At 67.4% G+C, this 25,679-nt stretch carries 26 protein-coding genes; 15 read left to right on the forward strand and 11 right to left on the reverse strand.

Features of this window, described 5'->3' with window-relative positions; all coding sequences use genetic code 11:
* Positions 1–54: 54 nt before the first annotated feature.
* Genes tadA through queE form a run of 3 tightly spaced genes read right to left on the reverse strand, consistent with a single transcriptional unit; the run spans position 55 to position 1,656 of the window.
* The gene (gene tadA / locus AM586_RS02210) at positions 55–564 is read right to left on the reverse strand and encodes a tRNA adenosine(34) deaminase TadA (protein ID WP_047825166.1); all 510 of its coding nucleotides are present in this window, start codon (positions 562–564) and stop codon (positions 55–57) included.
* A complete protein-coding gene (gene queD / locus AM586_RS02215) occupies positions 557–1,003 on the reverse strand; it encodes a 6-carboxytetrahydropterin synthase QueD (RefSeq protein ID WP_047825167.1) in 447 nt (148 codons plus the stop codon). Before queD ends, tadA begins: the two co-directional genes overlap by 8 nt.
* A gap of 17 nt (positions 1,004–1,020) precedes the next feature.
* Positions 1,021–1,656, reverse strand: a complete 636-nt coding sequence (gene queE / locus AM586_RS02220; RefSeq protein WP_047825168.1) for a 7-carboxy-7-deazaguanine synthase — start codon at positions 1,654–1,656, stop codon at positions 1,021–1,023.
* A 159-nt stretch (positions 1,657–1,815) separates the two neighbouring features.
* Here queE and AM586_RS02225 point away from each other — a divergent pair, with 159 nt between their 5' ends.
* Entirely contained in the window at positions 1,816–2,295 is a 480-nt protein-coding gene (locus tag AM586_RS02225) for a hypothetical protein (RefSeq protein WP_047825169.1), read from the forward strand.
* Positions 2,296–2,455: 160 nt separating this feature from the next.
* Complete coding sequence (locus tag AM586_RS02230) at positions 2,456–3,436, forward strand: GGDEF domain-containing protein (RefSeq protein WP_229411171.1); 981 nt, start codon at positions 2,456–2,458, stop codon at positions 3,434–3,436.
* A 1-nt stretch (position 3,437) separates the two neighbouring features.
* On the opposite strand, the gene prpR is transcribed toward AM586_RS02230, so the two are convergent.
* Positions 3,438–5,360, reverse strand: coding sequence for a propionate catabolism operon regulatory protein PrpR (prpR, locus tag AM586_RS02235; protein WP_047825171.1), 1,923 nt, complete (start codon positions 5,358–5,360; stop codon positions 3,438–3,440).
* A gap of 182 nt (positions 5,361–5,542) precedes the next feature.
* Here prpR and AM586_RS02240 point away from each other — a divergent pair, with 182 nt between their 5' ends.
* The 8 genes from AM586_RS02240 to leuD all read left to right on the forward strand — a co-directional run bounded on the left by AM586_RS02240 (position 5,543) and on the right by leuD (position 13,253).
* Positions 5,543–6,739: a CaiB/BaiF CoA-transferase family protein gene (locus AM586_RS02240; protein ID WP_047825172.1), complete on the forward strand. Its 1,197-nt coding sequence runs from the start codon at positions 5,543–5,545 to the stop codon at positions 6,737–6,739.
* A gap of 13 nt (positions 6,740–6,752) precedes the next feature.
* Positions 6,753–7,685, forward strand: a complete 933-nt coding sequence (locus AM586_RS02245) for a hydroxymethylglutaryl-CoA lyase (protein ID WP_047825173.1) — start codon at positions 6,753–6,755, stop codon at positions 7,683–7,685.
* Between the two features lie 97 nt (positions 7,686–7,782).
* Positions 7,783–8,763 (forward strand): ABC transporter substrate-binding protein, encoded by a 981-nt coding sequence (locus tag AM586_RS02250; protein ID WP_047825174.1) that lies wholly within the window; start codon positions 7,783–7,785, stop codon positions 8,761–8,763.
* Positions 8,764–8,774: 11 nt separating this feature from the next.
* Positions 8,775–9,611 (forward strand): ABC transporter ATP-binding protein, encoded by an 837-nt coding sequence (locus AM586_RS02255; RefSeq protein WP_047825175.1) that lies wholly within the window; start codon positions 8,775–8,777, stop codon positions 9,609–9,611.
* The gene (locus AM586_RS02260) at positions 9,608–10,435 is read left to right on the forward strand and encodes an ABC transporter permease (RefSeq protein ID WP_082439602.1); all 828 of its coding nucleotides are present in this window, start codon (positions 9,608–9,610) and stop codon (positions 10,433–10,435) included. Before AM586_RS02255 ends, AM586_RS02260 begins: the two co-directional genes overlap by 4 nt.
* Entirely contained in the window at positions 10,432–11,214 is a 783-nt protein-coding gene (locus AM586_RS02265) for an ABC transporter permease (protein WP_229411172.1), read from the forward strand. The genes AM586_RS02260 and AM586_RS02265 overlap by 4 nt, the downstream gene beginning before the upstream one ends.
* Before the next feature lie 15 nt (positions 11,215–11,229).
* Entirely contained in the window at positions 11,230–12,639 is a 1,410-nt protein-coding gene (gene leuC / locus AM586_RS02270; RefSeq protein ID WP_082439603.1) for a 3-isopropylmalate dehydratase large subunit, read from the forward strand.
* Entirely contained in the window at positions 12,636–13,253 is a 618-nt protein-coding gene (gene leuD / locus AM586_RS02275) for a 3-isopropylmalate dehydratase small subunit (protein ID WP_047825177.1), read from the forward strand. Before leuC ends, leuD begins: the two co-directional genes overlap by 4 nt.
* Positions 13,254–13,480: 227 nt before the next feature.
* Here the strand turns inward: leuD and AM586_RS28710 are convergent, their stop codons facing one another.
* The 4 genes from AM586_RS28710 to AM586_RS02295 form a co-directional block, all read right to left on the reverse strand.
* Entirely contained in the window at positions 13,481–15,424 is a 1,944-nt protein-coding gene (locus AM586_RS28710) for a YsnF/AvaK domain-containing protein (protein WP_229412947.1), read from the reverse strand.
* A gap of 22 nt (positions 15,425–15,446) precedes the next feature.
* Positions 15,447–15,872, reverse strand: a complete 426-nt coding sequence (locus tag AM586_RS02285) for a DUF2382 domain-containing protein (protein ID WP_047825178.1) — start codon at positions 15,870–15,872, stop codon at positions 15,447–15,449.
* A gap of 97 nt (positions 15,873–15,969) precedes the next feature.
* Positions 15,970–16,236: a hypothetical protein gene (locus AM586_RS02290; protein ID WP_047825179.1), complete on the reverse strand. Its 267-nt coding sequence runs from the start codon at positions 16,234–16,236 to the stop codon at positions 15,970–15,972.
* Positions 16,233–17,084: a DNA/RNA non-specific endonuclease gene (locus tag AM586_RS02295; protein WP_082439604.1), complete on the reverse strand. Its 852-nt coding sequence runs from the start codon at positions 17,082–17,084 to the stop codon at positions 16,233–16,235. Before AM586_RS02295 ends, AM586_RS02290 begins: the two co-directional genes overlap by 4 nt.
* 169 nt (positions 17,085–17,253) lie before the next feature.
* Here AM586_RS02295 and AM586_RS02300 point away from each other — a divergent pair, with 169 nt between their 5' ends.
* From AM586_RS02300 to AM586_RS02315, 4 genes are all read left to right on the forward strand, one after another.
* Complete coding sequence (locus tag AM586_RS02300) at positions 17,254–17,646, forward strand: hypothetical protein (protein ID WP_047825180.1); 393 nt, start codon at positions 17,254–17,256, stop codon at positions 17,644–17,646.
* Positions 17,647–17,907: a DUF5985 family protein gene (locus AM586_RS02305; RefSeq protein WP_047825181.1), complete on the forward strand. Its 261-nt coding sequence runs from the start codon at positions 17,647–17,649 to the stop codon at positions 17,905–17,907.
* A gap of 11 nt (positions 17,908–17,918) precedes the next feature.
* Positions 17,919–18,182: a DUF5985 family protein gene (locus tag AM586_RS02310; protein ID WP_229411186.1), complete on the forward strand. Its 264-nt coding sequence runs from the start codon at positions 17,919–17,921 to the stop codon at positions 18,180–18,182.
* A gap of 80 nt (positions 18,183–18,262) precedes the next feature.
* Entirely contained in the window at positions 18,263–18,529 is a 267-nt protein-coding gene (locus AM586_RS02315) for a hypothetical protein (protein WP_047825183.1), read from the forward strand.
* A gap of 19 nt (positions 18,530–18,548) precedes the next feature.
* Here AM586_RS02315 and AM586_RS02320 read toward each other — a convergent pair whose 3' ends face one another.
* Positions 18,549–19,379, reverse strand: coding sequence for a phytanoyl-CoA dioxygenase family protein (locus AM586_RS02320; protein ID WP_047825184.1), 831 nt, complete (start codon positions 19,377–19,379; stop codon positions 18,549–18,551).
* A 121-nt stretch (positions 19,380–19,500) separates the two neighbouring features.
* Here AM586_RS02320 and AM586_RS02325 point away from each other — a divergent pair, with 121 nt between their 5' ends.
* On the forward strand, positions 19,501–21,834 hold the full coding sequence (locus AM586_RS02325; protein WP_229411174.1) for an ATP-binding protein: 2,334 nt from the start codon (positions 19,501–19,503) through the stop codon (positions 21,832–21,834).
* 1 nt (position 21,835) lies between these two features.
* Here AM586_RS02325 and AM586_RS02330 read toward each other — a convergent pair whose 3' ends face one another.
* A complete protein-coding gene (locus tag AM586_RS02330; RefSeq protein WP_047825185.1) occupies positions 21,836–22,261 on the reverse strand; it encodes an NUDIX hydrolase in 426 nt (141 codons plus the stop codon).
* Complete coding sequence (locus AM586_RS02335) at positions 22,258–25,578, reverse strand: response regulator (protein ID WP_052233960.1); 3,321 nt, start codon at positions 25,576–25,578, stop codon at positions 22,258–22,260. Before AM586_RS02335 ends, AM586_RS02330 begins: the two co-directional genes overlap by 4 nt.
* Positions 25,579–25,679 lie beyond the last annotated feature (101 nt).

Genomic DNA, 25,679 nt, shown 5'->3' on the forward strand with positions numbered 1-25,679 from the left:
ACCGCCATGCAGGCGGCGTGAAACCAGCATACCATTTTCGGCAAATCGGGGGCGTTACGGGAGGGCTTTGCGTGCTGCGCGGCGTTCGGCGAAGAAGCCCTTCAGCATGGCGCCGGCTTCGTCGGCCAGTACGCCGCCGACGACCTCGGTGTGATGGTTCAATTCTTCGCGCGCAAACAGGTCGAGCACCGAGCCGCAGACCCCGGTCTTGGGGTCAGTGGCGGCGTACACCACCCGCGCCAGGCGCGCATGCATCATCGCGCCCGAGCACATGGCGCAGGGTTCGAGCGTCACGTAGAGTTCGCAGCCCGGCAGGCGGTAGTTGCCGAGCTTTTCGGCGGCTGCGCGCAGCGCGACGATCTCCGCATGCGCGGTCGGGTCGTGGCGCCCGATCGGCTGGTTGAAGCCGACGGCGATCACTTCCCCATCCTTGACGACTACCGCGCCCACCGGCACCTCGCCGGCGGCCCAGGCCTTGCGCGCCTCGAGCAGGGCGAGCGCCATCCAGGCGCCATCGCCTTCACGCTCGCAGGACGCCGGCTCGGGCAAGGTCGAATCAGGCATCGGTGATCTCGGCCCAGCAGTTCGGGGTCTCGTGCAGCACCAGCTTCTGCAGGCGCAGGCCGGTGCCGTAGCGGTCGGTGTAGGCGGCCTTCAGGATGCCCCAGGCGACCTGGGCCAGGTTCTCGACGGTCGGGATGCGGTCGATGACGACGGTCTTGTGACCCGGCAGGCTGGACAGGAAGTCGCGCACCGCCTCATCCTTCTCGTACACCAGGAAGGCGTGGTCCCAGACGTCGACCAGGTGTTCCTTGGCGAGCGCCTTGATGTCCGAGAAATCCATGATCATGCCATTGTCGGAATTGCCTTCCGAATCGATAACGGCGCCGGTCAGGGTGATTTCGAGCGTGTAGCGGTGGCCGTGCAGGTTGCGGCACTGGCTCTTGTGGTCGGGGATGCGATGGCCGGCATCGAATTCCAGCTTGCGGGTAATGGTCAGCATAAATACGCCAATGAGGCTCAGGGAATTTGCAGGAGTTTGTGGGTCTGGATGCTCAGCTTCCACTTCGGATTGCGGCGGCAGGTCTCGATCGCCAGGCGGGTGTTCTGGGCCGCCAGCGGACCGTCCATCGGCTGGACGTAGAAGTTGTCGAAATCGAGGCGCTCGTAGGCGGCCAGGTCCTGGCCAAGCTGCGGGATCACCACCTTGATCTCGTTGCCCTTGCCGACGACCAGCTTCGAGCCCATCTTCGGGCTGACGCAGATCCAGTCGACGCCTTCCGGCACCGGCAGGGTGCCGTTGGTCTCGATCGCGATGGTGAAGCCGCGCGCGTGCATGGCCTCGATCAGCGGCTTGTCGAGCTGCAGCAGCGGCTCGCCGCCGGTGAAGACGACGTACTTGCTGGCCGCATGGGTGTCCGGCCACAGGCCGTCGATCTCGGCTGCGAGGGCGGCCGGATCCTTGAACTTGCCGCCGCGCTCGCCGTCGGTGCCGACGAAATCGGTATCGCAGAACTGGCACACGGCGCTGGCGCGGTCGCTCTCGCGCCCGGTCCACAGGTTACAGCCGGAAAAGCGGCAGAACACCGCGGGCCGGCCGGCATGCGCGCCCTCGCCCTGCAGTGTGTAGAAAATTTCTTTGATGCTGTAAGTCACGGTAAAAGTCCGGTTAAGCCTTTCGTCAACCTTCCATTATACCTCGCCCCGGCGGGGCTGCAGTAGACCTCCATTTTCTTGACCTCTGGCAAAAACTGTCCACTCGGAAAGACGTACCTTTTCTTGGCGGAAAGTTCCTACGACTTTAGGAGGGCAAGCATGAAGATAGTCTCGCACCAGGCCTGGGGTGTGCTGATCGCAACTCTGCTGCTGATCGGCCTGTGCTGCGCCGGCGCGGATGCCGGCATGCCCGCCCTGCCCGCACGCCTGGGCCCGGCCGCCCTGCTGCTGCTGGGCCCGGGCATCCTGTTCGCGGCGCTGTTCCGGCGGGTACGCACCGAAGACCAGATCGCCGGGCTCGAAGCCGCGCTGTGCCGCGAGCAGTCGGCACGCAGCCAGGCCGACCTTGCCTTGGCCGAAGCCGACCTGCTCCTGGCCCGCATGGCGGCGCGCGCCACCGGCGATTGCGCCGGCGACCCGGCCGGCCAGCTGGTGATCATCCAGGCCGAACTGACCCAGATCCAGCAGCGCTGCGGCGCCGACCAGGCCGTCCGCACGCGCTTCGAACTGCTGCGCTCGCGCCTCGACCGCCTGAGTCACAGCCTGCGCAAGGAAGTCCGCGCCGCCGAGCCCGGGTGAGCTCCAGGGCGGGGTGAACGGCCCGCGCTCGGAAAATTCCTGTGCCAAAACGTTCTTGCCTTAAATCAATAAGGCGTCATGTGCCGTGCAGCAAAATCGGACCTTGTCGGCAATCAACTGATTGCCCAACGGACAGGTCAAAGGACGGCATATGACAGGCATGACAACCATTCAGCGGCTGATGGATTCCTCCGGCACGAACGGAGACCGGGCCTTCGCGCACCAGCTCATGGAGATGCTGGCGATTCCCATTTTCGTGCTCGACACCAATTGCCGCGTCATGATCTGGAACCGCGCCTGCGAACGCCTCACCGGCGTTCCGGCCGCCGAGGTGATCGGCACGCGCGAGCACTGGCGCAGCTTCTTCGACGAGCAGCGCCCGACGCTTGCGGACATGCTGATCCAGGACCGTGCCGGCGATATTCCCAGCATTCATCCGCGCAGCGCCACCAGCCAGCCTGGCCACGTGTCGGCCGAGAGCTGGTTCGACATGCCGCGCGTGGGGCGCCGCCGCTACCTCGCCGCCGACGCCAGCCCCATCTACGACGAACGCGGCCGGCTCACCGCCGTGGTCGAGACCCTGCGCGACCTGACCGACGAAAAGCTGGCCCAGATCGCCCTCGAGCAGCTGGCCACGCGCGACGGCCTGACCGGCCTGGCGAACCGCCGCTGCTTCGACGACACCCTGCAGGCCGAATGGGCGCGCGCCCAGCGCCAGGGCCAGCCGCTGTCGCTGCTGATGGTCGACGTCGACAACTTCAAGGCCTTCAACGATGCCAATGGCCACCTCGGCGGCGACGAATGCCTGAAACGCATCGCCACCGCCGTCGCCAGCGAGATGCGCGCGAACGACCTCGTCGCCCGCTATGGCGGCGAGGAATTCGCCGTGATCCTGCCGAACCAGTCGCTGAAGGGCGCCGCCAGCGTCGCCGAGCGCATCCGCACCCGCGTCGAGCAGCTGCAGGTGCCGAACCGCCTGGCCGCCGGCCTGCACGTGACCGTCTCGATCGGCGCCGCGACTGCGCTGGCCTCGCCGGACAACGGTCCCAGCGACCTGGTGGCCACCGCCGATGCCGCCCTGTATCGTGCCAAGCACATGGGCCGCAACCGGATCAGCCTGCCGCTGACCGAAGCTTCCTGACTTACTGTGCCTGCGCCTGCTTCATCCAGCGCCACAGCGTCGAACGGCTGATGCCGAGGCGGTGCGCCGCCAGCGCACGGTTGCCGTTGCACCTCTCCAACTCCCGTGCCAGGCGCGCGCCCATGTCGCCGTCCGCGCCTTCCGCGGCGCCCTGCGCCGCCAGGAACAGTTCCGGGCAGTCGTCACCCAAGCCCTCGTAATCAATGCCATCGCCCTCGTCGAACTGGATCAGGTACACCGCGATCCGGTCGGCGATGTTTTCGAGTTCGCGTACATTACCCGGCCATTCGTAGGCCGCCAGCGCCGGCAGCAGCGGCTCGAGCGACGCCGCGGCGTCGCGCTTGCTGCCGAGACGAGCCAGCGAGCGCGCGATCAGGGCGCCGGCCAGCGGCGCGATATCGCCACTGCGCTCGCGCAGCGCGGGCAAGGCCAGGCGCAGCGTATTGATCCGATAGTACAGGTCCTGCCGAAAGCGGCGCTCGGCGATCATTTCCTCGAGTGGCTGGTGGGTGGCGGCGATCACCCGCACATCGACCGGAATCGCCGCCACCCCGCCGACACGCACGATTTCACGCTCCTGCAGCACGCGCAGGAGCCGCGTCTGCAGCGTCAACGGCATGTCGCCGATTTCATCGAGGAACAGGGTGCCGGTGTGGGCTGTCTCGAACAGGCCGCGCTTGCCGCCGCGCCGCGAGCCGGTGAAGGCGCCCTCTTCATGGCCGAACAGTTCGCTTTCCAGCAAGGTCTCGGGAAAGGCCGCGCAATTGAGCGCAACGAAAGGCTGTCCCGCCCGCGGGCTGGCGTTGTGGATCGCCTGCGCAAATAGCTCCTTGCCGGTCCCGCTTTCCCCGGCGATCAGTACCGTCAGGTCGGTGCGGGCAAAGCGGCGCGCGCTGTTAATGGCGCGCAGGAAGGGTGGGCTGTCTCCGATCAGGTCGTCGAAGTTCCATCTGGCAGCCGCCTGGCGCTTGCGCTGCTGGATACGCAGGCTGGTATCGGCCTCGGCAATCACCTGCGCGTCATACAGGGTCAGGGCAGCGCCGACCAGCTCGCCGTATTCGCGGATCGGGGTGCGGTTGGCAATCCAGTCGCGCCGCGCAAAGCGCAGCACCACGGCGCGCTCCTCGGCGCCGTGTTCCATCGTGTGCTCGAGCGAAAGTTCCGGCTCGATTTCGTCGAGACGCTTGCCCAGCAGCGGCATGCCGGGCTTGTTCAATAACTGCTGCATGCGCGGATTGATGGCGATGACGCGGTGGCGACGGTCGACCGCCAGCACGGCATCCTGCAGGTTGCCGAGCACGCCGTTGAGCTGCTGGTAGCGACCCGACTCGAGCCGGGTCACCCGCGCCAGTTCGATGGCATCCTCCAGCGCGCGCCGCACACTGGCGAGCGAATAGGCCAACAGGCCATGCATGCCCTGCCCTTCGGCAATCTCGACCACGACGCTGGAGCCGACGATCACCTCGAAACCGTCGGCCTTCAGTCGCGCGCAACAGCGCCGCGCCTCGTCGGTGGTTTCGTAGGCGTACTGCACCACCTCGAGCTTGAGCAGGGTCTTGATGTCGTCGAGTTCAGGAATCGTGCGACCGTACATGACCACGCCGACGCGGGCCGAGATGGCCCGAGCCCTGAGCAGCACCTGCAGCAGCGAAAACCCGTCGAGCTGGATGATCGCCACCGGTGCGGCCACGTTCTTGCGCAAAATCGCGCCGTTCGCGCCGGCGCTCAGGAATACGTCGACCGCGCCGCTCTTGATGCGCTCCCGCGCAATCGACAATGCCGGATCGAACGCGGCCTCGACCACTTCGATATCGGCCCGATGGGCGTACTCGCCGAAAACCGGCGCGGCCAGCTGGGCGACATGGCGGTAGCCCAGAAAACAGATGCGCGGGCGGACGGCGGAGACGGCGGCGTGATCGGGCATGCAGGACTCGTGTCAATGCGTCGTGTCAATGCGACACCAAGGATGTGTCACCATTGTTTCATGAAACGCCCGTCCGCCGCCATAAAAATTATATTTTCATAAAAAACAAGCACTTGGCGTCGACGACATCAGGTGGCACAGTCCATGCAAGGGTGAAGACAACAACAACGACAGAGACGACCATGGCACTCGAACACATCACTGTTTTAGATCTCACCCACATGCTGTCCGGTCCTTATGGCACGATGCTGCTGGCCGACCTGGGCGCCCGCACCATCAAGGTCGAGCCGCCGGTGAGCGGCGAAGCAACCCGCCGCCTGCTCGAGAAAGACCCTGATTACTCGACCGACGGCATGGGCGCCTACTACCTGACCCTGAACCGCAACAAGGAAAGCGTCTGTGTCGACCTGAAGTCGGACGCCGGCAAGGCCGTGTTCTTCGACCTGGTGCGCAAGGCGGACGTGGTGTACGACAACTTCAGCGTCGGCGTCACCGGACGGCTCGGCATCGACCATGCGGCGCTGTCGCAGATCAATCCGCGCATCATCACCTGCTCGGTCACCGGATTTGGCCAGACCGGTCCCGAAATCCACCGCCCGGCCTTCGACCAGGTGGTGCAGGCGATGGGCGGCGGCATGTCGATCACCGGCACCACCGACGGCGGCCCGGTGCGCAGCGGCATCCCGATCGGCGACCTGGGCGGCGGCATCTTCGGCACCATGGGCGTGCTGGCCGCGCTCGCCGAACGCGAACAGAGCGGACGTGGCCAGCACGTCGACGTGTCGATGCTCGATGCCCAGATCTCGATGCTCAACTATATGGCAACGATGCACCTGATGTCCGGCATCGTCCCGGGTGCGATCGGCAACGGCCATTTCGTGCACGTGCCTTACAACAGCTTTGCCACCAGCGACGGCCATGTGATCGTCGCCTGCATCGGCGACGCGTTTTACGGGCGCTTCGCCGAGACGATGGACCTGCCGGAGCTGCGCAAGCCCGAATACATGCAGCAACCGGTGCGCTTCGCGGCCAAGGCGCAGATCGAGGCCGTGATCGGCGCGGCCATGAAGACCGAATCGACCGCGTTCTGGCTCGACAAGCTGCGCGCTGCGCGAATTCCCTGCGGTCCGGTCAACAATTTCGAACATGCGCTGAACGACGTCCAGGTGCAGGCACGCGACATGGTGGTCGAAGTCACGCTCGCGTCCGGGAAAAAAGTCCGCATGCCCGGCAATCCGGTCAAGCTGTCGGCCGCCGCCCCGGCCGCCTTCACGCGCCCACCGGAACTGGGCGAACACACGCAGTCGGTGCTGAGCAGCCTGCTCGGCTATTCTGCCGCCGCCATCGGCGAACTGCAGCGCAGCGGCGCGATCGCCTGAACGGAGCCCGGCCATGGAACCGATCTTCATCACCGACGTCGCCCCGCGCGACGGGTTGCAGAACCAGCCGGTACACCTGTCGACGGCGGACAAGCTCCAGCTGATCGGCCTGCTCGCCGATGCCGGCGTGTCCAGCGTCGAGGCCACCAGCTTCGTGTCGCCCAGGGCGGTGCCGCAAATGGCGGATGCGGCCGACCTGCTGGCGCAGCTCATCCCCGCCCAGCCCACGCTGCGTACCTCGGTGCTGGTGCCGAACCTGAAGGGACTGGAACGCGCGGCGGCAGCCGGCGCCCGCGAAATCGCGGTCGTGCTGTCGGTCACCGACACCATGAACTTAAAGAACATCAATATGAGCCTGGAGCAGGCGACGGCGGCCAGCGCCGACACGCTGCGCCAGGCGCGCGCACTCGGCCTGGCCACGCGCGCTTACCTGGCGGTAGCCTTCGAATGCCCGTTCGAGGGCCTTACCCCGCTACCGCGGCTGCGTGAACTGGCGACGGTGATGCTGGCTGCGGGCGCCCAGGAAATCGTGATCGCCGACACCATCGGCGCCGCGGCGCCGGACGCGGTCCGGGAGCACATCGATGCGCTCGCCGATGTCGTTCCTATTGCGCATCTGGCAATCCACCTGCACGATACCCGCGGCATGGCCGTTGCCAACGCCTGGGCCGCGCTCGAGGCGGGCGTGCGCCGCTTCGATGCGAGCGCCGGCGGCATCGGCGGCTGCCCGTTCGCGCCCGGCGCGGCCGGCAACCTGGCCACCGAAGACCTGGTGCTGATGGCCGAAGCCTGCGGCTATTCCACCGGGATCGACCTTGAGGGACTTCTGGCCGCCGTCGAATTTGCCGAAACCAGGCTGCAACGCTCGCTCGGCGGCGGTGCCAGCCCCTGGCTGCGCCGTCAGCGCGAGCGGCGCCAGGCCGCCGCGTCCGTGAAAGGAGGCTGATCCACGAGCTACAGGGCAAGCTTTGTCACAACAACAATGGCCGGCACTCGCAAGCGCACAAGGCCAGTAGCTAATTCTTTTAACAGGAGACAAAATAATGAAACTCTTCCGCACATTTAAGCCTGCCGCCGCCGGCCTGCTGCTGGCCCTCGCTGTCGCCAGCGCCTCCACCTGCGCGGTCAACCTGACCGTTACCCACTGGGCCGACGGCATGTACGGGGCGCCGTTCGCAGTGGCCCTGGAAAAAGGTTACTTCAAGGAGGCCGGGATCGACGTCACCGGCTTCATCACCTCCCAGGGCGGCGGCACGACGGTGCGCAACGCCATGGCTTCCGAGATTCCTTACGGCGAAGTGGCGCTGCCGGCCGCGATCGCCGCGGTCAAGCAAGGGGTCGATCTGACCATCGTCCACGGCGGCGTGCTCAGCCTGGCGGACATCTACTTCGTGGCCAAGGCCGGCTCGCCGCTGGCGTCGATCAACGACCTGAAAGGCAAGAAGCTCGGCTTCAGCAGCCCGAAGTCGGTAACCGACATGGTCTCGACCATGGCGCTCAGCAAGGCCGGGATCCTGAACGACGTGCAGCGCAAGGCGGCCGGCAGTTCGGCGGCGGCCCTGACCGCGCTGCGCGAAGGCGCCCTCGACGTCATTTACGCGACCGAGCCCATGTACAGCCGCGAAAAAGCCGGCCTGAAAATGGTGATCCGCTCCACCGACATGCTGCCCGGCGCCACCCAGACCGTGGGCGTGGTCCGCACCGACTACCTGAAGAAGAATCCGGGGATCATCAAGGCGATCATCGCCGCGCGCCGCAAGGGCGTCGAATTCATCCTGAAGAACCCTGCGGAAGCCGGCGACATCCTGGCCAGGCAGTACAAGATGCCGCCCGAGGTCGCCAAGGCCGCGATCAACGACATCCTCGCCGCCAAAGGTACGTATTGGAGCACCGGCAAGCTGGACTACGAAGGCATGAACACCATGCTGGCCGGCCTGACGCTGGTGAAGGCCGTCGAGCCTGGCCCCTTCGACTGGGGCAAGATCGTCGATGAAAGCCAGCTCCCGGCCGACCAGCGCAAATGAGGACCGCACAGATGATTCCTTTTCCAGCCGAGCGCACCCAGGCGGGCGCAGCCGCAAGGGTCCACGTCGCCGTCAAGGACGCCACGCGGGTATTCGCGGCGCGCGACAGCGGGCGCCCTTTCCACGCACTAGGACCGGTGTCGTTCGAGCTGCGCGAAGGCGAATTCTTCTCCGTGGTCGGTCCGTCGGGCTGCGGCAAATCCACCCTGCTCGACCTGATCGCCGGGCTGTGCGCGCCTTCGGGCGGCAGCGTCCACTTCGAAGGCAATCCGGTGGACGGCGAAGTGCCCGAGGGCGTCGCCGTGGTGTTCCAGGAGGACGCCAGTTTCCCCTGGCTGTCGGTCCACGACAATGCCGCCTTCGGTGCGCGCCGCGCCGGCCTGGCGGAAAACGAGATCATGGAGCGGGTCGACCACGCGCTCGCCTTCATGGGCCTGGCGAGCTTCGCGAAATCCTATCCTTCGCAACTCTCGGGCGGCATGCGCCAGCGGGTGTGCATCGCGCGCGCCATGGTGATGCGGCCGCGCCTGATGCTGCTCGACGAGCCGTTCGGCGCACTCGACCAGCAGACGCGCCTGCTGATGGGCGAGGAAATGCTCAAGTTGTGGCGCGACACCGGCTCCACCGTCATGCTGATCACGCACTCGATCGACGAAGCGGTGCTGCTGTCCGACCGCATCGGCGTGATGTCTTCGCGACCGGGCACCTTCCTCGAGATCGTGGACACCGGCTGGAGCCGCGAGCGCGACGCCCAGACCGCGCTCGACCCGCGCTACGGCGCCCTGCAGGCGAAGATCTGGAGCATGCTGCGCGTCGAGTCGCTCAAGGCGCTGGAAGGAAAGCCATGAGCGCGGCCACGCTTGCCCGGCCGGCGCCCGCGCAGCGCGGCGGCATCGCGCCGGTCGTGTACCGCTACCGGGTGCCGCTGCTGCGCTGCGTCGTCGTCGCCTGCGCCGTGCTGCTGCTGGAAGCGGCCAGCCGGCTCGGATGGATCGACCCGGTCTCCTTTATCGCGCCGTCAAGCATGGCGGCCAGCGCCTGGAACATCCTGCTGTCCGGTACGTACAAGGCCGACATCCTGCTGACCCTGTACGCGGCCGGCAGCGCGGTACTGCTGGCGGTGGTGTTCGGCTTCCTGTTCGGCGTGCTGCTGTTCAAGCTGCCGCGGCTGCGGCGCGTGCTCGACCCGCTGCTCTTGTCGTACTACGCGGTGCCGATCTTCGTGCTCTACCCGATGCTGATCGTGCTGTTCGGACTGAACCGCTGGCCGCTGGTGGCTCTGGGCTTCCTGTTTGCGGTGGTGGCAATGGCGGTGAATACGCTCAACGGGCTGGAACGGGTGCCGCAAGTGATGCTGCGTACTGCGCGCATGCTGCGCATGGGGCGCGTCGACGAAGTGCGGCTGATCACGCTGCCGGCCAGCCTGCCCTTCGTGTTCACCGGCGTCAAGCTGGCCATCGTATATTCCTTCATCGCGGTGATCGGCGGCGAGTTCGTGCTCTCCGGCGCCGGGTTCGGCTACCAGATCGCCTACGCCTACAACAATTTCGATAACCCGACCATGTACGGGCTGATGCTCTTGCTGCTGCTGTTCGTGGGCGCCATCAACCTGCTGCTGTACAGCGCCGAACAACGCCTGTACCAGCGCCGCGTGCTGAAGGAGCTGCCATGACCTCGCAAACCCGGCTGCAAACCAGGATGCACATGGCGGCGGGCACACCGCGCTGGTCCGACAGCCTGCTGCTGGTGGCCGTCATCCTGGCGTGCTGGCAGGGGGCGAGCTGGGCCTTCGGCGCGGCCGTGCTGGCCGATCCGCTCCGTACGCTGCAGCAGATCGTGGCGCAGGCGAGCGATCCGGAATTCGGCGGGCACCTGCTCGAGACCGCGAAGGCCTTCGGCACCGCCCTGTGCATTTCGCTGGTCGGCGGCACCGTGCTCGGCGTGCTGCTCGGCGCGCGCCGGCTGGCCGGCGACGTGTTCGAGCCGCTCCTGATCGCGCTGTATTCGATCCCGAAAATCGCGCTCTACCCGATCGTGCTGCTGGTGTTTGGCCTGGGCATCTCGGCCAAGACGGCCTTCGGTGCGCTGCACGGCATCATCCCGATGACGATCTTTACCATGACCGCGGTGCGCAATATCCGTCCGGTGTACATGCGTTCGATCCGGACCCATCGCCTGAGCGCGGTGCAGGGCGCGCTGCATGTACTGATCCCGGCCGCGGTGCCGGAAATCGTGGCCGGCCTGCGCATCGGCTTTTCGCTGACCCTGCTCGGCACCCTGCTGGGCGAAATGTTCGCGTCGCAGCGCGGCATCGGCCACCTGCTGATGCGCGCCATCGAGCGTAACGACGCGCCCACCATCATGGCGCTGGCGGTGATGCTGTTCCTGTTCGCCACCGGCGTGAGCCTGTGCCTGCTGCGCTGGGACCGCCACCTGCGCCGCGGCGCCTGAACCGGAGAAACAGGAGTGCCGGATACTTTATTCGACAAGCTGTGGGACATGCACCAGGTTGCGGTGCTGCCCGGCGGCGTGAGCCTGCTGCACGTGGACCGCCATCTGATGCACGAGCTGACCGGATCGGCGGCGATCACGCAGCTCGGGCAGCGCGGCCTCGTCCCGCGCAACCCGGAGCTGGCCTTCGCTACGCTCGACCACGTGATCTCGACCCGTCCGGGACGCAGCGGCGGCGACGAAGCGTGGAGCCGCGCCATGGTCGATACGCTGCGCGAGCAGACCTCGCGCCTGGGTATCGCCCGCTTCGACATCGAGGATGGGCGCCAGGGCATCGTTCACGTGATCGGTCCCGAGCTGGGCCTGACCTTGCCCGGCCTGAGCATCGTGTGCGGCGACAGCCACACCTGCACCCACGGCGCATTCGGCGCCATCGCCTGGGGCATCGGCTCGTCGGAGCTGGTGCATGTGCTGGCCACCCAGACCATCCGCCAGCGCCGCCCGAAGACCATGCGCATCCATTTCAAGGGCACCGCCGGTGCCGGGGTCACGGCCAAGGACATGATCCTGCACTCGATCGGCGCGCTCGGCGCGTCGGCCGGCACTGGCTACGCGGTCGAATTCGCCGGTCCCGCGATCCGCGCGCTGGACATGGAGGCGCGCATGACGATCTGTAACCTGGCGATCGAACTGGGCGCCAAGTTCGGTATCGTCGCCCCCGACCGGGTGACCTACGACTACCTGCGCGGCCGCGAATACGCGCCGCAGGGCCAGCAATTCGAGGCGGCCGTCGCCGGCTGGGAGCGGCTGCGCTCGGGCCCGGAGGCGGCGTTCGAGCGGGAGGTCGAGATCGATGCGGGTGCGATCCGGCCCCAGGTGACCTGGGGCACGAGCCCCGAGCAGGTGGCGGCGATCGATGGACTGGTGCCCGATCCCACGCACGAGCACGATCCGGTTCGCCGCGTTCAGCTGCAGGGCGCGCTCGACTACATGCGCCTGCAGCCGGGCCAGCGCATCGACCGGATCCCGATCGACCGCGTCTTCATCGGTTCCTGCGCCAACAGCCGCCTGTCCGACCTGCAGGCCGCGGCCGCCATCGTCAAGGGACGCCGCATCGCCGCCGGCGTCACCGGCTGGGTGGTGCCGGGGTCGCTGGCGGTCAAGCGCGCCGCCGAGGACCAGGGTCTCCACCGCGTGTTCCTGGATGCCGGCTTCGAGTGGCGCGAGCCGGGCTGCTCCATGTGCGTGGGCGCCAACGGCGACCTCGTTGCGCCGGGACAGCGCTGCGTCTCGACCTCGAACCGCAACTTCGTCGGACGCCAGGGGCCGGGTGCGATGACCCACCTGGCCAGCCCGGCCATCGCCGCCGCCAGCGCCATCGCGGGCACCATCGCCCACCCTGGCACCATCGGAGCCGAGGCATGAAACCGTTCAGCACGATCGAGGCCCACGCCGCGCCCCTGATGGAGAACAGTATCGATACCGACGTGATCGTCCGCATCGAGCGCATCGCCAAACTGAAGCGTGGGGAGTTCGCTCCCTGGGCGTTCGAGGCGCTGCGCTACCGGCCGGACGGTAGCGAGGAGCCCGGTTTCATCCTGAACCGGGAACCGTACCGCGCGGCGCAGGTGTTGCTTACCGGATCGAATTTCGGCTGCGGCAGCTCGCGCGAGATGGCGGTCTGGGCGCTTCAGGAGTTCGGCATCGGCTGCATCATCGCACCCAGCTTTGGGGATATTTTCTATGGAAATTGCCTACAGAACGGCATCCTGCCGATCCGGCTGGACCGCGCGCAGGTCGATCTCCTTGCCGGCGGGGCGGCGCGCGGCGAGACCATGACCGTGGACCTGCGGGCCTGTACCGTGTCGATGGCGTCGACGGGGACGATCGCCTTCCGGATACCGGCAGACCAGCGTGAAGCCCTGCTGAGCGGCCTGGATGAAGTCGACCAGACGCTGGGCATGACTACCGCTGTCGACCGCTTCCAGCAGCGTGACCGGCAGCTCCGGCCGTGGGCGTATGACGTGCATGCGCAGTAGTGCTTCGCTCGCCGCTCAGCAGTCCCAACCTGGTGCCGGTGACGATTCCGGTCCAGACCGGTTCGCGCAATGAAGTCGAGCACATGATATTCCGCGGGACCAGGGCCTATCCACCGGGCAGCGGTCATCGATTTTCGTGACGAACCCGGCTTTGGCGGCGTCAAGCGGCGCGTACAAAATAAAAACGCCGGCCTCGGCCGGCGTTCTGCATGGCGCTACCAGCAGAATCAGTGCGCCACCTTGTCCCAGCCGTGCCGCACCGCGGCCTTCATCTTTTCCCAGGTCGACACGCCATTGTTGCTGTAGCGGGTATCCCAGTCGCTGTGCAGGTCGGACTCGACCTCGTCCCAGCTGCGGCCCTGGTAGCGGGCGTCGCTTCGCATCTGGGTACCGTAGCGGTAGGCAGGATCGTAGTCGTTGTAGGTATCGCCCGAGGTGCCGTAGCTGTTCGACCAGTGGCTGCGGTAGTAGGAATCGTCGTTGCCGTCCGGGGTCACCTTGTCCCAGCCGTGGCGGACCGCGGCCTTCATCTTTTCCCAGGTCGAGGGCTGGCCGACGTTCTTGCGGTCCCAGTTGGTGCGCAGGTCGGATTCGACGTCGTTCCAGTCGCGGTCACGGTACTGGGCGTCCCTGCGCATCTCCGAACCGTACTGGTAGGCCGGCGCGTAGTCGTCGTAGCTGCTGCCGGTGCCGGCGTAGTTGCTGTCGTAGTGGCTGCGATAGCGGCTGTCGTCATCCGTGTCCGGGGTGATCTTGTCCCAGCCGCGGCGGACGGCGGCCTTCATCTTCTCCCAGGTCGAGGCGCCGCTCTTGCCATAGCGGGTGTCCCAGTCGCTGCGCAGGTCGGACTCGATGTCGTCCCAGTTGCGGCCCTGGTAGCGCGCATCGCGGCGCATCTCCGAACCGTACTGGTAGGCCGGCGCGTAGTCGTCGTAAGTGCCGCCCAGGCTGGCGTAGTTGGTCTTCCAGTCGTTGCGGAAATAGGTGTCGTCGTCGCGGGCGCCCAGCGATTCGACCTGCACCTCGGTGTGGCGCACGCTCTCGCTGATGCTCTCCTGGCGCTGGCTGACTTCCTTGTTCACCAGGACTTCCTCGACCACGCGCGCCGTTTTCTGCACCACGGCTTCCTCGGCCTTTTCGCGCATTTCGATCGACTGTTCCTTGAACGCGGCGGAGTCGGCGCTGGAAATCGGCTTGTCGACCGGGCGGCGTTCCACGTTCACGTGTTCTTCGCGCAGGTTGACGCTCTCATTGACCGGGGTCTCGACCACGCGCGAGAACACGCGCACGCCGCCGCGCTGGACTTCACGCTTGCCGATCTTCAGGTCTTCCTGCACCACGGGGATCGCGGTGCTGCGCTGCTCGTTGAGCTGCTCGCCCATGTCGCGCTGCATCGAGCCGGTCTGGATGGTGCCGCCCAGCGAAGCGTCGCTCGAACCCTGCAGCGACGAGGTGCCCTGCAGCGAACCGCCCTGCAGCGTCGAGCCGCGCGAGGTATCCAGGGTATTGCCGGCGATGTTGGTGTCCGAAGAGCCGCCCGCCTGCAGCGAATCGCCGGCGCGCATCGAGCCGCCCATCGGTTCCTGGTAGGTCTGGCCTTTCGGCACCGGATCGTTCAGGTCCTGGGTGGCGAAGGAGTTGCGCTCGCCCACTTCGCCGCTCAGCGAGCCCGCACCGTAGGACGGCTCGCGGTACTCGCCCGACTGCTGCGACATCGAGGACGACTTCTGCAGGCCGCTGCCCGAGCTGGCGCCGGCCGCCAGCATGGCCGGATCGAGCGAGCTGGCCGAACCGGTGAGGTCGTGGCGTTCGTCCAGGTCGACCGGGCCGAAGCGCTCGATGACGTCGGCGGCGCGTTCGACTTCCGGTTCGGACTCGGTGACCACGGTCAGGACGTGGTGGCCGCGGGTGACGGCGTCGGAATAGCGCGAGACGTGATCGTCGTTGTCCGAACCGAACAGGCCGGTGAAGAAATGCTTGATCTGGGCGCCGATGCCTTCGTGGACTTCGCTGGTATGCGGGGTATCGCCGGTCAGGCTGCTGGTCTGGCCGGTCGGGTCGGCACTGGAGACGTTGACGTCGGCAGTGGTGAAACCTGAAGCCAGCAGTTCGTCCATCGCATTCTGGGCGTCGCTACGGTTGTCGAAAACCGCTACTAGGGTATGTTGCATGGTAGATCCTCCGGTTGAGAGTTCACTCTGATGGACGGCCGCCGGCCTCGTCGAAGTGCTCCACGCTGACCTGCTCGGACTTGAGCATGACGGTTTCCGCGTGGCGCTCCTCGCGCCGGGTACGGGTGATGCGGACTTCCTCCTTGATGCGCACGCGGCGTTCGACCACGAGCACTTCTTCGAGGATGGGCACCACCAGGGTATCGCCTTCATAGCGCGTGGCGGGCGCAGCGTCGAGAGGGACGATGCGGTCCACCGGGACATGGCTGACCTCGACCTCGTCGCGCAGGAGGCGTTCGTCGATATGGCAGGGATGCTCGGCGACAGTCTTGTGGATACGCACGCCGCGCCCCGTATCGATGACCCGCTTTTCGACCTGCACTTCCTCGTGGACCACCGGTATTTTCAGCGACTCCTGTCCGTCCGGTTGCACATGGTCAATTGGCACAGTTCATCTCCCGAGATCGCGACACTAGAGCAATCGAGGTTACTCCAAAAGTCGACTGAGCCCGCGCACCATTGACTCTCTACAAACGGAACACCCGTCAGGCAAAGGGATTGTCGACTGTCTCCACCTTCGGCGGCGGCAACGCGTCCGGCAGCTCGCGGCTCTCGAGGCTGGCGACGACCTGGCCCAACAGTGCGTGCAGGCGGCGCGCCGCCTCCAGTCCGTGCTTGTCGGCGGTCAGGTCGACATCGCCCGAGATCGTGATGCGGTCGAGGCGGTTCTCCAGCATCAGGCGGCCGATCTCGACCACGTCGGCTTCGTTTGCGTAGGGGATGAATGTCGGCGCGTCTTCTTTCTTGCTCATGAATTCCTCCTGTCGCCATTGTTCTGGCGGATGTTCGGCAGCTTCAGCATGCGTCCCTTTTCTTCCTCGCTGAGGGCGGGCAGCAGGTTGATGCCGATGATGCGTTCGAGTTCGGGGATCGGAATCACGTTCGCCTTGGCATCGGCCGTGTTCTCGACGAACCAGGCGGCGCCGGCTTTCTGGCGCGGACTGTACACCAGTTTATACAGGTGGGTCGGCACCAGGACATTGCCCACCTTGCGCAGGTTGCTGCCGAGGAAGGCCGGGCCGGTCACCACGTACAGGTCCCCCTCCTTTTTCGCCATCTTGCGCACCACGCCCTCGATGCCGGCCCACAGGTGGCGGTTGTTCTCGCCATCCTGTGGCACGATGTTGGCGAGGCTGAAGCTGTCGCGCTGGCTCTCGCGGTCGGGCATGTCGCCGTTCGGCGCCATGTGGCCGCGGTCGAAGCCGCTGCGCGCATAGTCGGCCAGTTCGGCGCGCTGGTCGGCCGGCAGGCGCTGCTCGGCATGGAAGGAATTCTCGCGCGTCAGCTGCTGCGCGTCGGCTACCTCCTGCGCCTCCAGGTGCTCGGCCGACCACAGCGGCGTGCGGGTCAGGCCCGAATGCATCACGCTGAAGACGCTGAAGCACAATTCCCTGGTGGCCGGGGCCAGCTTGGGATTCTGGATCTCCGGCGCGCGCCCATCCAGGTAATGGTCGGCGCAGGATTCGCGCGCCGGCCGGCCGTCGGCCTGGATGCTGGCGGTGGCCCTGGGGCGCGGTGGCTCCGTGGGGCGGTGGTCGCAGCCCTCCAGAAGCAGCAGGCTGGACAATAAAACGAGCGGAGTGAGGAACTTGCGAAGCATGGCGATATAGGAAAATCAAATGTCTGGCCATTGTAGCGGAGCGAGGTTTGCGCGCCCTCATGACATGAAACCGACACCGCGCACGTTTGAAAAGCGCATTTCCAATCGGAATGTTATAGAATTCCAGCCTTTCCAAAAGCTAAAGTGCATTTGAGCAAATATAGTGGCAATGGATAACATCTCCATTCCCGAGGATATCCGCCGCTTCGTGCTGAGCAGTATCCCATCGGTGCCTTTCCTGGAAGCCCTGCTGCTGATGCGGGCGGATCCGGCGCAGCCATGGACCCGGGACAGCCTGGCGCGCCGCCTCTACGTGCGCGACAAGGTCGCGGAAGGGCTATTGGCCGAGCTGTGCCGCTCAGGCATGGCCGCGCCCTGGCCGGACGCCGATGCCGATGCCTACTATTATCGGCCGCGCGAAGACATCCTGCGGGAGCGCATCGACCGCCTCGCCGACCTGTATGCTACCCACCTGGTCGAAGTTACCCACCTCATCCATTCATCCCTGGACCGCAAGGCGCAGCAGTTCGCTGACGCCTTCAAATGGCGGAAGGATTCCTAAGTGGCGCTTACCATTTATTCGCTTTGTACCCTGACCTCGCTGGCCTGCGCCTGGCTGCTGCTGGCCAGCTACCGGCGCACCAGCTACCGCCTGCTGTTCTGGAGCGGCTGGTCCTTCGTCGCGATGACGGTGAACAACCTGCTCCTCGTGCTCGACAAGATCGTCTTCCCTGACAGCATCAACCTGCTGCCGGTGCGCCTGGTCTCGGCGCTGGTGTCGACGCTGCTCCTGCTGTACGGGCTGATCTACGAAAAGGAATAACCGTGACCGATATGCTTACCGGCGCCATTGCCATGGCCTCGACCGTGATCGCGCTGTTCTTCCTGCGCTTCTGGCGCAATACGCGCGACCGCTTCTTCATGTATTTCGCCCTGTCCTTCGGGATCGAGGGCGCGCACCGCGTGTATTCGGCCATTACCTACCAGGATGCCGAGGATTCGCCCCTGCATTACCTGATCCGCCTGCTGGCCTATGGATTGATCATCTGGGCGATCCTGGAAAAGAACCTGCCCTCGCGTAAAAAGAGCGAGGGCTGACCGACCGCTGGCGTGCGCCCGCGCCCTTCCCCGTACGCCATAATCGGACCACGATCCGATACGAGCAAAAGGAGGAAGCGATGGCGAACCAGCAAAACCAGCAGCACGCACCAGACGGGAACCAGCAGCGCGCCGACCGGAACGGCGAAGTCAGCCGCTCCGAAGACCTGCTGCCGGCCGGCGCGGCCGACAACGCCGATGGCCGTTTCGAAGTGGCCGAGGAAGTCAGCCTCGACCAGCAGTCCGACGCCACCCGCCAGGTCGGCAAGGCGCCGAAAGGGATCGCCGCCGACGCCCTGGCGGAGTCCCTCAAGCCGGACGCCAGCAAGGACGACAGCGGCGGCTGAGTCCCCTCAACCAGTCTCTTCAGACGGTCACCCCCATGCGCAGGCCCTCGATGGTGTGGGCCTGATAGATGTCTTCCAGCGATTTCACCACGCGGCAGGTCAGGTGCGCCCGGACCTCTTCCGGCAGCGCATCCCAATAGGCCTGGGTGACCTGCAGGTCGTGCTTCTCGGCATTGCGCGCATCCGGCGCATCCACGCCCAGCACGAATACCGGGCGCGACTGCTGCGAGCGGTTGGCGGTGCCGCGGTGGATGGTCAGCGCCGAGCGCGCTGAAATATCCCCGACTTTCGGCAGCTTGCGCTGGGCCCGCGCCTCGTAGCGCGGGTACAGTTCCTTGGCCGGAAACATCAGGTCGCCGCCGGCGAGGTCGTCCCACTGGGTGCCGGGCGCGATCTCGAAGGGGCCGATCTCTTCGGTCACGTCGACGGTGGTGATGTTGAAGGCCAGCGAATTCAGCCGCCGGCCGACCAGGGTGGCTTCCGGCGACGGAAAATCGCGGTGCCAGGGCTGGTGCATCGCCCCCGGGAAGGGAATGTCGAAACCCGCCTCCACCACCTTGTAGTCCGGCCCCAGCACGGCGCGGCACACGGCCTTCACCCACGGATGCGTGACCAGCTCCACGAAGCCGCGCACGCGCTCCGGGTGCACCTCGACGTAATAGCGGTTCGGGCCGCGTTCGAGGGCGCCGCCGGGCCGGGCCCGCGCTTCCGCGAACAGGGCCTCGATGTCTTCCTTCAGCGCGGCCACCCATTCCTTCGTGAACGCGCCCTTGCAGGCGATGATGCCGTCCCCGTACAGGCCGCCCATGATGGCGGCCATATCGAATGTGTCGTCGATTGCATTCGTCATGTAATGATTCCTCCTGGACGGCCATCCTAACGCCAAGCCGGCAAGCGCAGCGCACGGCCGCCAGTTGACATTTCGTGGGACTAATCCTACATTGCGAGGATCACCATTCCTCGGACACCGCATGGACCACGCGCCCGCCGCCATGAACTTCGCGATTCCCGCCCGGGGCCGCGTCCTGTTCGTCTGCGAGCGTCCGGACGACGATCCGGCCGTGGCCGGCGTCGCCGCCGAACTCGGCTACGAAGTGCTGCGCGTGCGCAGCGCCGACGAAGCGCTCGCCCACACCGCCGGGCCCGGGTTCGCCCTGATCCTGGCCGGCTACGGGGCCGATGCGACAGGCTTTGCCGACGCGCTGCGGCGCCTGCGGGCGGCCTTCCCGCCGACGCCGCTGGTGGCGATCGGGCCGCCGCCTCGGGATTTCCCGGTCGAGGACCTGTACGAGGCCGGGGCGCTGTCGGTGCTGCACGAACCGCTCTCGCCGACCATCCTGCGCAGCAAGGCCCGCTTCTACCTCGACGCCTACGCCACCGCGGCCGAACGCACCCGCACCCAGGCCGCGCTGGAGGAAACCCGGGCGCGCCTGGAATCGACCATCGCCGCCGCCGAGGTCGGGGTCTGGACCTGGGATGTCGTCGCCGACCGCGTGGCCGCCGACCGCCGCATGGCCGCCCTGTTCGGCCTGCGCCCGGAAGACGCCGAGGGGGCGCCGCTGTCCGCCTACTTCGCCGCGATCCACCCGGACGACCGCCCGGCCAGCGAAGCCCGCCTGGAAGCGACGCTGGCCAGCGGCCTGCCCTACGTCAGCACCTACCGGGTGCGCGGCCCGGATGGCGACTGGCGCTGGCTGCTGGCGCGCGGCCGGGTCCAGCGCAGCGGCGCCGGCCAGCGCATGCGCGGCGTGGTGATCGACGTCACCCTGCAAAAGCAGGCCGAGGAACGCCTGCAGGCCAGCGAGGAGCGCTACCGGACCCTGTTCGATTCGGTCGACGACGGCATCTGCGTGATCGAGATGCTGTACGACGGCGACGGCAATCCCTGCGATTACCGCTACCTCGAAACGAATCCCGCCTTCGCGATCCATACCGGGCTGTCCGATGTCCTCGGCAAGACCGTGCGCAGCCTGCTCCCCGACCACGAAAACCGCTGGTTCGAGATCTACGGCCGGGTCGCCGCGACCGGCGAAGCGGTGCGCTTCGTGGAGGAAGCCGCCGGCCTCGGACGCTGGTACGAGGTGTATGCCGCGCGGGTCGGCCCGGCCGGGAGCCGCAAGGTGGTGGTGCTGTTCAGCGACATCACCGAACGACGCCGCACCGAAGTCGAGCTGCGCCGCCTGGCCGACGACCTGGCCGAGCAGGACCGCCGCAAGACCGAGTTCCTGGCGACCCTGGCGCACGAACTGCGCAATCCGCTGGCGCCGATCCGCAGCGGCCTGCAGCTGATGCGCCGCTCCACCGGCGATCCGGCGGCGCTGGCGCGGGTGCAGGACATCATGGACCGCCAGCTCGACCACCTGGTGCACCTGGTCGACGACCTGCTCGACGTCGCCCGCATCACGCGCGGCCAGGTCGAACTCAAGCCCGAGTGGATCTCGCTCGACGAGGTGATCCAGGCCGCGGTCGACAGCAGCCTGCCGCTGATCGAGTCCTCGCGCCACCGCCTCGACCTGCGCCTGCCGGCCGAGCCGCTGCAGTTGCTCGCCGACCCGACCCGCCTGACCCAGGTGGTCAGCAACCTGCTCAACAACGCCGCCAAGTACACCCCACGCGGCGGCGCGATCGTGGTGGCGGCCGAACGCGACGGCGACAATGCCGTGATCGTGGTGTCGGACAACGGCATCGGGATTCCGCCCGAACAGCTCGAATCGGTGTTCCAGATGTTCACCCAGGTCCCGCATCCGACCCAGCGCAGCCACGGCGGCCTGGGGATCGGCCTGTCGCTGGTGCGCAGCCTGGTCGAACTGCACGGCGGGACCATCACGGCCGCCAGCGCCGGGATCGACGCCGGCAGCGTGTTCACGGTGCGGTTGCCGCTGGCGGGCAAGGACAGTCCGGCGCCGCCGCCAGCGGCGCGCGCGACCGCGCCCGTGCGGCAGGCCGACCTGCGCCTGCTGGTGGTGGACGACAACCGCGACGCCGCCGAGACCCTGGCGGCCCTGCTCGGCGCGCTCGGCCACACGGCGCCGGTCGCGGCCGACGGTCACCAGGCCCTGCGCATGATCGCCAGCCTGCGTCCGCAGCTGGTGTTCCTCGACATCGGCATGCCCGGCATGTCCGGCTACGAAGTGGCGCAAGCGGTGCGCGCCGATCCGCGCCTGGACGGGGTGCGGCTGGTGGCCCTGACCGGCTGGGGCGGCGAGGCCGACCGGGCGCGCAGCGCCGAAGCGGGCTTCGACGCCCACCTCACCAAGCCGGCCACGGTGGCGGCGATCGAGGAAACGCTGGCGCGCCTGACCTGAACTACCAGTCCAGGGACAGCAGGCGCTGCGCCATCCGCGGCCAGCACAGCACCGCCAGCTCGTCGCGCGTGGCCCAGCGGAAGCCGTCCATCTCGGGCGTGTCCTTGCCGGTGATATGGTGCGGGAAGAAACTGCGGCATACCAGGTCGCCGAGCTCGCACAGCTCCTCGCCCACCTCGACCTTGTACAGGTGCAGGCATTTGTCGCGCCGGTAGTCGAAGCGTCCAAGCTCGACGAAGCGCGCAGCGTCGAAGACAAGGCCCGTTTCCTCGTCCAGCTCGCGCATCGCCGCCGCCAGGGTGTCCTCGCCCGGGTCCAGCAGGCCTTTCGGGATGTCCCATTTCGCGGTGCCGGTCACGTGCCCCAGCAGCAGGCGGCCGGCGCCGTCGACGACCAGGGTGCCGCAGGAGACGTCGATCCGCTTCATCGCAGGCTCCGCGGCGCCGCGGCGAGGGCCTGTTCCAGCGCTTCCAGGCTGACCGGCTTGGTAAGGTGCTGGTCGAAGCCGGCTTCCTGCGACTGCTCCTGGTCGCTCTGGGCGCCCCAGCCGGTCAGGGCGATCAGCACCGGCTGCGGCAGCGCCCGGGTGCGCCGGATCTCGCGCGCGACCTCGTAGCCGCTCATGCCGGGCAGGCCGATGTCGAGGAAGACCAGGTCGGGCAGGAATTCGCGCACCGCCTGCAGGCCGTCGACGCCGTCGTGCGCCACCCTGGCGGCGTGGCCCAGCGCTTCCAGCAGCGCGACCAGGCTGTCGGCGGCATCGGCATTGTCGTCCACCACCAGCACCCGCAGCGGACCGACGGCGCCCGGCGCCGACGCCACCGCAGCCTGGCCGGCGGGCGCCAGCGCATGCGGGGTGCCGGGGCGCAGCGGCAGGCGCACCGTGAAGGTGCTGCCCTGGCCGCGGCCGGCGCTGAAGGCGCTGACGCGCCCGCCGTGCAGCTCCACCAGCCGGCGCACCAGCGACAGGCCGATCCCGAGTCCGCCCTGGGCGCGGTCGAGGCTGCCGCGCACCTGGGTGAACATCTCGAACACCGAGCCGATGCTCTCCGGCGCGATGCCGATGCCGCTGTCCGCCACCGCGATCACCGCGTGGCCGTCCTCGCGCCAGACCGACAGGGTGATCCTGCCGCCCGAGGGCGTGTACTTGGCCGCGTTGTTGAGCAGGTTGGACAGCACCTGGACCATGCGCGTGACATCGGCCTCCAGTTCCAGCGGCTCGGCCGGCAGCTCCACGCCCAGGGTATGGCGATGCGCCTCGATCAGCGCAATGCTGGTCTCGACGGCGGTGGCGACGATGGTCCGCAGCAGCACCGGTTCCTTCTTCAGCTCGATCTTGCCGCGCGTGATGCGGGCGATGTCGAGCAGGTCGTCGACCAGGTGGATCAAGTGGCCGAGCTGGCGGTCCATCATGCCGTGGATACGCTGGGGGGAGATCTCGTCGCGCTGTGCGCCATGGGGCGTCATGCGCAGCAGGTCGAGGCCGGTGCGGATCGGCGCCAGCGGATTGCGCAGCTCGTGCGCCAGGGTCGCCAGGAATTCGCTCTTGCGGTGGTCGGCTTCCGAAAGGTCGGCGGCGACGCGGCGCAGCTCATCCTCGGCGCGCTTCTGCGCCGTGATGTCGCGCGTGATGGTGGCCAGGCCGATGTTCTGGCCGTTCGCGTCGCGCACCGCGAAGCCCTTGAAATAGACCGGTATCGGCGGGCGTCCCTGGGGCTGGGCCAGGCGCAGTTCGCCCTCCCATTCGGCCTGGGCGCCGGTCAGGGCCGCCATCATGTGCTCGCGCACGAAGGCGCAGTCCTCGCGCGGGAAGAAATCCAGCATGCGCCAGGCTGCGATGTCGGCGTCCGCGGCGATGCCCGCCATGCGCCGCCCGGCCGGGTTCAGGTAGATGCCGCCGGCGTCGGGCGTGAAGATGCCGATGAAGTCGGAGGACTGCTCGGCCACCGCGGCCAGGCGGCGCACGCCTTCCTCGGCGCGGCGGCGGTCGGTCTCGTCGCGGAAATAAAGCGCCAGCCCTTCTGTGTCGCCCGTGGCGGGCGACTCCATCGGAAAGGAATTGATCTCGAACCAGCGGCCCTCGGTCTCGTCGAACAGCTCCATGCGGGTGCGGGTGCGCTCCAGCACGCTGCGCCGCAGGTCCTGTTCCCTGGCGCCGCCGCGCAGCGCCGGGAACAGGTCCCAGAACTGGTCGCCGACCAGGTCCTCGCGGCGGCGCCGGGTGACGGCTTCGAAGGCGCCGTTGGCATAGGTGATGCGCCATTCGCCGTCGAGGGCGACAAAGCCTTCGCTCATGCTCTCCAGGATCGCGCGCGAGCGGTGTTCGGCGGCCTGGCGCTCGGCGGCCTCGTGGCGCTGGCCGATCACCAGCGAGGCGGTATTCGCCAGCAGGGCCAGCGCGGACTCTTCCTGCGGCGCCAGGTGGCCGGCGTCGCGGTAGTACAGCGTGAACGCGCCCAGCACGGCGCCGGACGGGGCCAGGATCGGCAGCGCGCGGCAGCTGCGCAGGCCATGCGCCAGGGCCAGGTCGCGCCAGCCGTCCCACAGCGGATCGGTGGCGATGTCGGCGCTGGCCACCGCTTCGCCGCGCCAGGCGGCGCTGCCGGCGGCGCCGGCCAGCGGCCCGATGCGCACCGCGTCCGCCTCCAGCTGGAATTCGAGCGGCAGCGAGGGCGCCGCGGCATGCCGCAGATACTGGCCGTCGGCGGAGACCAGCTGCACCGAGGCCAGCGCCGCGCCGCCGCTGTAGTCTTCGGCAGTGCGGGCCAGCACGTCCAGCACGTCGCCCAGCGGCGCGTCGGTGACGGCCAGTTCGAGCGCGCCCCGCTGTCCCACCGCGAGCGCGTTCGCGCGGGTGCGCTCGGTGACGTCGACGCCGTGCAGCAGCACGCCGGAAACCTGCCCGTCCGGCTCGCGCAAGGCCATGCAGACGAAATCGAGAAAATGCTCGTCCAGGCTCGCACGCGGCGCGTTCGCGCGCAGCAGCATCAGGCGCGCGTTGCTGCCCTCGGACGCTTCGCCGCTGCGGTAGACCTTGTCGATCAGCTCGACGAAATCCTGTCCTTCCAGCTCCGGCATGGCGGCGCGCAGCGGCAGCCCGGCCAGCGGACGCCCGCCGGCCAGCTCCAGGAAGCGCTGGTTGGCCATGTCGACCACGTGCTCGGGGCCGGTCATCACGCACATCAGGGCGGGGGCGCGGTGGAAGATGTCGCGCATCCGTTCGCTGGCCGCCTCGACTTCGCGGTACAGGCGCTCGCGGTCGGCCTGGGCCCGGCGTTCGCTGCGCGCCAGCTGCTCGTCGCGGCTCTGGATGTCGGCGCGGTGGCGCTCCTCCTCGATGCCCGCGAGCTCGGCGCGCTTGCGGTGCAGTTCGATGAAGACGCCGGTCTTGGCCCGCAACACGGTGGTGTTGAAGGGCTTGGTCATGTAGTCGACCGCGCCCAGCGCATACGCGCGCTCGATCGGAAACTCCTCGGCGTCGCCGGCGGTCAGGAAGATGATCGGGAGCGCCTGCGTGCGTGGATGTTGCCGGATCAGCTCCGCCAGCTCGAAACCGTTCATGGTCGGCATGCGCACGTCCAGCAGCACCACCGCGAAATCGCGCGCCAGCACCTCGCGCAGCGCCGCTTCGCCCGAAGTCACGGACACGAGTTCCTCGGCCAGCCCTGCAAGGGTGGCCTCGAGCACCGCCAGGTTGGCTGGCTGGTCGTCGACGAGAAGGATGCAGGTGTGGTGGTTGGGCATGCAGGAAATGGACGATGCAATTAAAGCAATGTATGCCTGACGCTTCCGAAAGTCAATTGTGCGCACCGTCGCGCCGCGCGCCCGCAAACTACGGCGGGTGA

The organism is Massilia sp. WG5 (genome assembly GCF_001412595.2).
Taxonomy (GTDB): domain Bacteria; phylum Pseudomonadota; class Gammaproteobacteria; order Burkholderiales; family Burkholderiaceae_D; genus Telluria.